Source organism: Longimicrobium sp. (assembly GCF_036280135.1).
Taxonomy (GTDB): domain Bacteria; phylum Gemmatimonadota; class Gemmatimonadetes; order Longimicrobiales; family Longimicrobiaceae; genus Longimicrobium.
In genome coordinates this window covers 1-7,986 of the sequence record NZ_DASURI010000562.1, presented here as the reverse complement: position 1 = coordinate 7,986, position 7,986 = coordinate 1, and the positions used below count along the sequence as shown (strand labels likewise).

The following is a 7,986-nucleotide window of genomic DNA, read 5'->3' as shown; positions in this document are numbered from 1 at the left end:
CAGCGCACCTACTGGAGCAGCTTCGACGCGCTGCCGGTGGTGTTCGAGTCGCAGGCGCCCGACACGCTGGTGCTGGGCTACGACGACGCCAACACGTTCCGCCTGGGCGCCGACTATCAGGCCACGGACGCGCTCATGCTGCGCGCCGGGTTCCGCTACAACGAGGCGGCCAGCCCCCGCGCCACGCCGTTCCTGCCCGAGGGCGAGCGCAACTACTACAGCCTGGGCCTGGGCTACCGGTTTACCCACGCGCTCTCGACGGACTTCGCGTTCCAGTACATCAACCAGCCGGACCGGGCGGGCGCCGTGCTCCCCGAGGGTCCGCGGGCGGGCGTGTACGAGGCCACGGGCATGATCTTCAACTTCACCGTCGCGTACCACTTCGGCGGCATGTAACCCGCCCCGGCGACCACGGAACGACACCGGAATGCTCAAGGAGAACCATCGCATGAAGAAGAGATCGCTGGGCAAGGCGCTGCGCGTCGCCGCACTGGCGGGCGTGGCCCTGCTGGGCGCCTGCGTGGGCGACGGCGACGAGGTCATCACCACCGTTACCCCGGCGGGCGCGGGCGGCACGCTGTTCACCCGCTACGTATCGCTGGGCAACTCGATCACGGCGGGCTACCAGTCGAGCGGCATCAACGACAGCCTGCAGGTGCGCGCGTACCCCGTGCTGCTGGCGCAGCGCGCGGCGGCCAACTTCAACGCGCCGCTCATCGCGCGCCCCGGCTGCCCCCGTCCGTTCCTGGCGCCCCTGGGCACCACGGGCCGGGTGGGCGGCACCGCGGCCGACACCTGCGTGCGCATCAACAGCCCGGTCCTGGTGAACAACCTGGCCGTGCCGGGCGAGCGCCTGGGCGACCTGCTGCAGTTCCCCACGGGGCAGCTGGCGTCGCTCAACACGCTGCTCATCGGCCCGCGCACGCAGGTGCGCGCCATGATCGAGGCGCATCCCACGTTCGTCTCGGTGTGGATCGGCAACAACGACGCGCTCGAGGCCAGCCTGGGCGGCGTGCTGGGGCCGCGCGCGGCCGGCGCCGACTCCACCCTCACCACGCTGGCGGCGTTCACCACGCGGCTCAACGCGCTGGTGGACAGCATCAAGGTCGCGGCCCCGCAGGGCGCCATGCTCATCGGCGTGGTGAACGCCATCCAGGCGGCGCCGCTCATCCAGCCGGGCGCGTACTTCTGGCTGGCGCGCGACGCGGCCACGGACCGCTTCAACGGCAAGCCGGTGAACGCCAACTGCTCGCCGGTGAACAACCTGGGGCAGCCCAACCCGCTGTCGGCGAACATGGTGTCGTTCCAGATCCTGAGCGACACCAACTTCCCGGAGATCAACTGCGATCCCGCCGCGTACCCGGTGGGTGACCCGCGCCGCGGCGCGTACGTGCTGGACACGGCCGAGCAGGCCATCGTCACGGCCCGCGTGAACGCCTACAACTCCGCCATCCAGGCGGCGGCCACGGCCAACAACTGGCTGTACGTGAACCCCAACACGATCTTTGGCGAGTTCGCGGGGCAGCAGGACGACAACGGCCGGTACCAGCGCGTGCGCAAGTGCCAGGCGCTGGCCGGGGCGCTGGCCTCGGGCTCGGCGGCGGCGGTGCAGGGGGCGGTGCTCACGTCGTGCCCGGTGCCGCCCACGGGCCCCACGGCGCCGTACGCCGCGCCCAACTTCTTCGGAACGCTCATCTCGTTCGACGGCGTGCACCCGTCCACCGAGGCGCACGTGATCCTGGCCGGCCGCTTTGCCGCGGCCATCAACCAGAAGTACGGCACCACCCTGTCCACGGCGATCAACTGATCGTCCCCGGACGGGCCTGACGGAAAGCGGGGCGGCCTTCGCGGGCCGCCCCGCTGCTTTGGTACGGAGGAACGGAGGTTCAGAGGACGGAGGTGCGGGAGTATGGCGGTACGGAGGTACGTGACTCGTTCGGAGCGGATGCGGGGATGCGCGATCGTTCGCGGCGCGAAGTCGGTCCCTCTCTCCGGGACGGGCGGGATGCGTTAGATTGGCGCGCAGGAAAGGACTCCTTGACCGGATCGAGCCCATGAGCAACGCCGACGTCCCGCAGCAGATCCCGCCGTCGATCGACAAGATCCTCAGGCGGTTCGCCACGCTCACGCCCGACATGACCCGGCAGGCGCTGGTGCAGTACGCCGGCAGGCTGCCGGCCCTGCCGGAGCGCTTCCAGGGCGTGGACTTGGCGGAGTACCGCGTGCACGAGTGCCAGACGCCCGTGGCCATCTTCCCGGAGTTCGTGGACGGAAAGATGTACTACCACGCGGAGCTGCCGCGGGAGAGCGCGGCGCTGCGGGCCCTGCTGGCCATGATCTTCGACGCCGTGAACGGCCAGCCGCCCGAGACGGTGCTGGCCATCCCGCCGGACTTCGTGCGGCAGGTGATGGGCAAGATCGGCCTGCAGGCGCGCGAGGCGGGGCTCAACGCCATGGTGGAGCGCCTCAAGCGCGCCGCCCGGCAGGCCGTGGAAGAGCGCGACGCGACGGGAGGCTGACGCGCGCGCGTCCGTACCCTCGTATCCCGCACCTTCGTACCGCGTACCTCGGCACTCCCGCACGCGCGACGGCCCGCCCCTTGCGCGCGCGGGGGGCGTCGATTCTTTTACCCGTCCGGCGAAAGGGCCCGGACGCCCTTTGCCGCGCGTGGAAACACAGGAGAAGACTCGTGAAGGCTGACGTGTTCCGGCGCAGGCGCTCGGCCCGCGCCGCGTGGCTGGCGCTCCCCGCCGTGGCCGCCCTGCTGGCCGGGTGCGAGCCGGGAGCGGTGGGCGGCTATCCCAAGCTCGTGTACCGCGACGACCCGCAGGTGCCCCGGGCCGCGTACCCCGATCCGCCGGCGGTGACGCCCGGCAGCGCCGTGAGCGGCTCGGCCGCGCGCATCGTGGCCACCAACCTGCCCGGGGGCGTGACCCAGGCCATGGTGGACCAGGGGCAGGACCTGTACGGCACCGTCTGCGCGGCCTGCCACGGGCAGGGCGGCGCCGGCAGCGCGGCCGCGCCCAAGCTGGCCGACAACCAGTGGCTCAACATCTCCGGCCAGTACCCGGAGATCGTGACCCTCATCAACAACGGCGTGCCCGCCCCCAAGCAGTACCCGGGGATGATGCCGCCCAAGGGCGGCGGCAGCTTCGACGACGCGCAGGTGCGCGCCATCGCCGCCTACGTCTTCGCGCTGAGCCACCAGGGGGGAGCATGAGCCGCCGACCGGACGCCGACGATACCTTCAACACCGTCGAGGGCCGCTACGACAAGTGGAGCTCGGCCAACCCGCGCCCCCGCGGCCCGTCTGCGCTCAAGGTGCCGGTGATGAGCGACGCGATGGAGAAGACCGTGGGCATGGCCGTGGGCTTCGGCGCGGGCGTGGTGCTGCTGGCCCTGGCCGCCTTTACGGCCATGAACGCGGCCAAGTGGGGCGCCATCGACCGCTCGGGCGCGCAGATCGGCTACACCATCGCCGCCTTCTTCCTGGTGCTGGCCGGGCTGGGCGCGCTGGGCGCCACGTACAACCACGTGTTCCGCGTGATGCCGGGCGAGCCCCCGCACCACCACTGAACCGTCGCGAAACGGTTGTTTGGCCCCGGTGGACGAGCGTTCGTCCACCGGGGCTTTCGCTTGGCCGGAGATGGCAGGTCACGATGGGAGCGATCGGGGGAGTTGACAGAGTTGCCTCTGCCACGTATTGTGTGTCACATTCCCACGCATAACCGCGCCTTGCAGGCATACGTTTCCTGCTCGTTTCTAAACGGAGGATCCATGTCCCGCTTTCGTCTGGGCTCCATCCTGGCCCTCGCCGGCATCCTGATCACGGGCGGCGGATGTGCTGACACCGTCTCCGCCCCCGTGCAGCCCGGTGAGGGGCTGGAGCTGATCCTTGCGCCGACCGGACCCAGCTTCTCGGTCGCCGGCAAGGAGTCCGCTTCCAAGGTGATCGGGCCCGAGGGCGGCACCATCGAGCTTTCCAGCGGTCACCGCCTGGAGTTCCCCGCCGGGGCGCTGTCGGAGCCGACGGAGATCGGGATGCGTACGGACGACCGCTACCAGGGCGTTCACCTCTCGCCGCACGGCCTCGTCTTCCCGGCAGGCGCCGAGCCGGTGCTCACCCTGCGCGCAAGCGGAGTCGAGAGCCGCGGCTTCAGCTCCGTGGTGGTCACGTACGTGGACGACCGCAACCAGATCCTGGAAGTGCTGTCCACGGATCGCCGGGGCAACACGCTGAGCACGCACCTCGAGCACTTCTCGGGGTATCTGCTGGGCGGCGGCCGCGCCGATCAGACCAGCATGCCCTGAGGCAAACGCCTGCTGGTGACCCGGAGGGGCGGCCTCGCGTGCCGCCCCTTTGTTTCTGTACCCTCCCGCAGCGCATCCGTTGACGGTCACGATCGCATCTCTCCTGGAAAAAGCCACCGCGCAGGAACGCTCGGGTGCATGGGGCGAGGCGGTAAGCACCCTTCACGAGGCGTTTCGCGCAAGTGTGCTCGCGCGCGATCCGGAATCCCTCGTGGAGGCCGTACTGCGTGGCGGCCATTGCTACCGTCAGGCCGGTGACCGTGAGCTGGCGACGGACCTGCTGAACCTGGCCCTCATGCTGGCAGAGCTGCGCGGCGACCCCGATGCCGCGGGGCGGGCCACCATCGGGCTGGGCACGCTCAGCCACAATGCCGGAGACCTTCCCGAGGCAGAGCGGCTGTACCATCGCGCCCTCGAGCTGGGCCGGCAGGCGAACGACCTGGTGCTGATCGGCGAGACCGAGCAGAACCTGGGCGTTCTCGCCAACGTGCGCGGCAACCTCACGGAGGCGCAGTACCGGTACGAGGCGGCCCTGGAGCACCTGGAACGCGCCGGGCTGGCCCGCGGCCGGATCGCGTCGCTCAACAACCTCGGGATGCTGCACGTGGACCTGGGGCGCCTGGAGGAAGCGGACGACTACTTCCGGAAGGCGCTGGCCATCGCCGAGGAGGTGGGGGACGTGGTGCGCGCGGGCGTGGTGCACATCAACCGCGCGGAGCTGTTCCTGGCCCGGGGTGAGCTGCAGCGGGCGCGGGAGAGCTGCGACGAGGGGTTCGAGATCTTCAGCCGCGTGAACCATCCCGTCCGCAAGGCGGAGGCGCTCAAGTTCTACGGGGCCATCTACCGGGAGAGCGGCAAGCTGCACCTGGCGGAGATCCACCTGCGGCAGGCCATCGAGATCGCGCAGGAAGAGCCGCTGCTGGAGGCCGAGACGCAGCGGGAGATGGCGCGCGTGCAGCGGGCGCAGGGGCGCAACCGCGAGGCGCTGGAGGCGCTCAACCGCTCGCACCTGCTGTTTACCCGTCTGCAGGCGCAGGCGGAGCAGGCCGACATCGACAAGCGCATCGAGGAGCTGGAGGCGGACTTTCTCTCGCTCGTGCGCTTCTGGGGCGAGAGCATCGAGGCCAAGGATCGCTACACCATGGGCCACTGCGCCCGGGTGGCGGACTACGCCTGCCGCATCGCGGAGCGGGCGGGACGGCTGACGCCGCGGGAGATGGTGTGGTTCCGCATGGGCGCCTTTCTGCACGACGTGGGCAAGACGGAGGTACCGGCGGAGATCCTGAACAAGCCGGGGCGGCTGACGGACGAGGAGCGGGCGCTGATGGAGCGCCACACGGTGATCGGCGACGAGATGCTGGCGCCGGTGGAGTTTCCCTGGGACATCCGCCCCATGGTGCGCAGCCACCACGAGCGCTGGGACGGACGCGGCTACCCGGACCGGCTGGTGGCCGGGGACATCCCCTATTCCGCCCGAATCCTGCGCATTGCCGACGTCTTCGACGCGCTGACGACGGCCCGCAGCTACCGCGCGCCCCTTACGCCCGACGAGGCCCTGGCCATCATGGTGGACGACGAGGGGAGCTTTGATCCGGAGCTGTTCGTCCTCTTCCGCGAGCTCTTTGACGAGCTGGCCCCCACGGCCGTGGAGGCCGCCTTCGCCGGGTCCGAATAACGCTCGTCTTGCGCCACCGACAGACTAAAATTACGCGGTGGCCGCCAGGGCGTCCTCCGTCTCCACGGCGATGCCGCGGGTGCGCAGCAGGCGCTCCACGGCCTCGCCGATCTTTACGTTGGGGGTAGAGGCGCCCGCCGTGATCCCCACGACGAGGGGTCCCGCGGGCAGCCAGTCCTCGGCCTCCACCTCGGGCGCGTCCAGGGGCGAGCCGGCCGGCTTGAAGCGGATGGTGCCCCGCGCCGGGTCGATGCGGTCGGCGTCGGCCACGTGGAAGGTGACGGCGTGGCGCGCGCACAGCACGGCCAGGTGGTGCGTGTTGCTGGAGTTGTATCCCCCGATCACCACCATCACGTCCGGGGGCCCGTCCGGCCCCGCCACGAGCTTTTCCACCGCGTCCTGCCGCTCCTGCGTGGCGCTGCAGATGGTGTCGAACGAGCGGAAGTGGGCGGCCGCGTCGTATCCCTCTCCCCCGTACCGCCGCTCCAGCGACTGGGCGACCTCGGCCGCGATGGCCAGCGAGTCGCCGCTGAGCATCGTCGTCTGGTTGGCGACGCCGATGCGTTCCAGGTGCAGGTCCGGGTCGAAGCCCTCGGACGCCTTGGGGCGAAAGTGCTCCAGGAACGCCTCGCGGGTCAGGGCGCCCGGCGCGCGCTCGATGTAGTCCATCACCAGCCGCGCCTCGGCCATGTCGCGGACGATGATGAAGCGGCCCTCGGGGTACTTGAGCGCCTGGCTGGCGGTGGCGCGCGTCTCTTCGTGCAGGTACTTGCCGTGGACGAGGGCCGTGAACCCGTCGCGCGCGTACTGCTCCACCCGCTTCCACACGTTGAGCACGCTGCCGCACGTGGTGTCCACGAGGATGCAGCCGAGGGCCTGGAGCCGGCGGAAGTCGTCCACGGTGGCCCCGAAGGCGGGGAGGATGACGACGTCCTCGGGCGTGATGGCCCCGAAGTCAAACCGTCCGCCGCCGTCCGGGTGCAGGAAGACGACGCCCATCTCCGTCAGGCGGCGGTTGACGTGCGGGTTGTGGATGATCTCGCCCAGCAGGAAGATGCGCCGCTCCGGGAACTGGGTGCGCGTTTCGTACGCGTACTCCACGGCCCGGTCCACGCCGTAGCAGAACCCGAACTCCTCGGCCAGGCGGATGGTGACCCGCCGGTCGCCCTCGCCCCAGGTGTCCTGGTAGCCGCGGGAGCGGATGCGCTCCACGAGGGCGCTGTGGTACTCGGACCGGATCAGCGGCTCGATCTGCTTGCGGAGGCCGAAGCCGCGGCGAAAGTAGGTCTGCTCCATCGGGGCACGTGCGGGCGCGTCTCGTCGGCCGGCTCGCGGGGCGCGTCCGGCAGGGCTGAAAGTTAACCGCGTGCCGGCCCGAACGCCACCGTCCGCGCGGCGAAATCGTTGGCGCGATGGAAGTTGGAGGCCGGAGCGACGTCGGCCGGATGCGTCGACGTCCATCGATCCGCCTCCAACACGTCCGCTTTCATCCGGACCCCCGTCGGCACCTCCCGCACCAAGCCCGGCGGGAGGGTTTTGTTTCAGGCATCCGCCCCGTTGCGGCGCCATCGACGAGACATGCAGGTTGATGCGATGCAGCCGTGGCGCGCATGCTTCTTGCCCGCCGGGCGGTCGTAACGCTGCACGGCGGCGTACCTTCGTACCCGCGTACCACGTACCTTCGCACCGACGTTCGGACTGTGGCCAAGGCCAAGGGAAAGCTGCTCGGCGGGGCGCCGCGCACGGGAAAGTGGGCCAAGCAGCCCGAGGACACGCGCATCGGCGGGCGCTACCGCGGCTCGCTGATCGCCGTGGGCGTCCTGGGAATGCTGTGCCTGGCGGCCGTGGGCGCGTACCTGGGGTACAGCGACATGCAGCTGCGGGGCGGCCTGCTCAAGCAGGAGCGCGAGGCGCGGCGGCGGCCGGACTGGGTGCCCCTGCGCGAGATGCCGGGCTACGCGCGCGACGCGTTCGCCGCCGTGGCGGACACCACGTCGTTC

General features: G+C 70.5%; 9 protein-coding genes. 8 read left to right on the top strand and 1 reads right to left on the bottom strand.

Features of this window, described 5'->3' with window-relative positions:
- From VFZ20_RS18205 to VFZ20_RS18175, 7 genes are all read left to right on the top strand, one after another.
- Positions 1-396: OmpP1/FadL family transporter (locus VFZ20_RS18205; RefSeq protein ID WP_329685349.1), on the top strand; the 396-nt coding region annotated here is incomplete at its 5' end.
- A gap of 52 nt (positions 397-448) precedes the next feature.
- Positions 449-1,807, top strand: coding sequence for an SGNH/GDSL hydrolase family protein (locus VFZ20_RS18200; RefSeq protein ID WP_329685348.1), 1,359 nt, complete (start codon positions 449-451; stop codon positions 1,805-1,807).
- A 247-nt stretch (positions 1,808-2,054) separates the two neighbouring features.
- The gene (locus tag VFZ20_RS18195; protein WP_329685347.1) at positions 2,055-2,519 is read left to right on the top strand and encodes a SufE family protein; all 465 of its coding nucleotides are present in this window, start codon (positions 2,055-2,057) and stop codon (positions 2,517-2,519) included.
- Positions 2,520-2,689: 170 nt separating this feature from the next.
- A complete protein-coding gene (locus VFZ20_RS18190; RefSeq protein WP_329685346.1) occupies positions 2,690-3,220 on the top strand; it encodes a cytochrome c in 531 nt (176 codons plus the stop codon).
- Entirely contained in the window at positions 3,217-3,576 is a 360-nt protein-coding gene (locus VFZ20_RS18185) for a hypothetical protein (RefSeq protein WP_329685345.1), read from the top strand. The genes VFZ20_RS18190 and VFZ20_RS18185 overlap by 4 nt, the downstream gene beginning before the upstream one ends.
- A 201-nt stretch (positions 3,577-3,777) precedes the next feature.
- Positions 3,778-4,311, top strand: a complete 534-nt coding sequence (locus VFZ20_RS18180) for a hypothetical protein (RefSeq protein ID WP_329685344.1) — start codon at positions 3,778-3,780, stop codon at positions 4,309-4,311.
- Positions 4,312-4,522: 211 nt separating this feature from the next.
- Positions 4,523-5,986 (top strand): HD domain-containing phosphohydrolase, encoded by a 1,464-nt coding sequence (locus VFZ20_RS18175; protein ID WP_329685343.1) that lies wholly within the window; start codon positions 4,523-4,525, stop codon positions 5,984-5,986.
- 30 nt (positions 5,987-6,016) lie between these two features.
- On the opposite strand, the gene VFZ20_RS18170 is transcribed toward VFZ20_RS18175, so the two are convergent.
- On the bottom strand, positions 6,017-7,282 hold the full coding sequence (locus tag VFZ20_RS18170) for a 4-hydroxy-3-methylbut-2-enyl diphosphate reductase (RefSeq protein ID WP_329685342.1): 1,266 nt from the start codon (positions 7,280-7,282) through the stop codon (positions 6,017-6,019).
- 404 nt (positions 7,283-7,686) lie between these two features.
- On the opposite strand from VFZ20_RS18170, the gene VFZ20_RS18165 reads away from it, so the two are divergent.
- On the top strand, positions 7,687-7,986 hold a 300-nt coding region (locus VFZ20_RS18165), incomplete at its 3' end, for a hypothetical protein (protein ID WP_329685341.1).

Coding starts and splice junctions, on each gene's coding strand:
- VFZ20_RS18200 (WP_329685348.1), top strand. CDS start 449: ATGAAGAAGAGATCGCTGGGCAAGGCGCTGCGCGTCGCCGCACTGGCG.
- VFZ20_RS18195 (WP_329685347.1), top strand. CDS start 2,055: ATGAGCAACGCCGACGTCCCGCAGCAGATCCCGCCGTCGATCGACAAG.
- VFZ20_RS18180 (WP_329685344.1), top strand. CDS start 3,778: ATGTCCCGCTTTCGTCTGGGCTCCATCCTGGCCCTCGCCGGCATCCTG.
- VFZ20_RS18185 (WP_329685345.1), top strand. CDS start 3,217: ATGAGCCGCCGACCGGACGCCGACGATACCTTCAACACCGTCGAGGGC.
- VFZ20_RS18170 (WP_329685342.1), bottom strand. CDS start 7,282: ATGGAGCAGACCTACTTTCGCCGCGGCTTCGGCCTCCGCAAGCAGATC.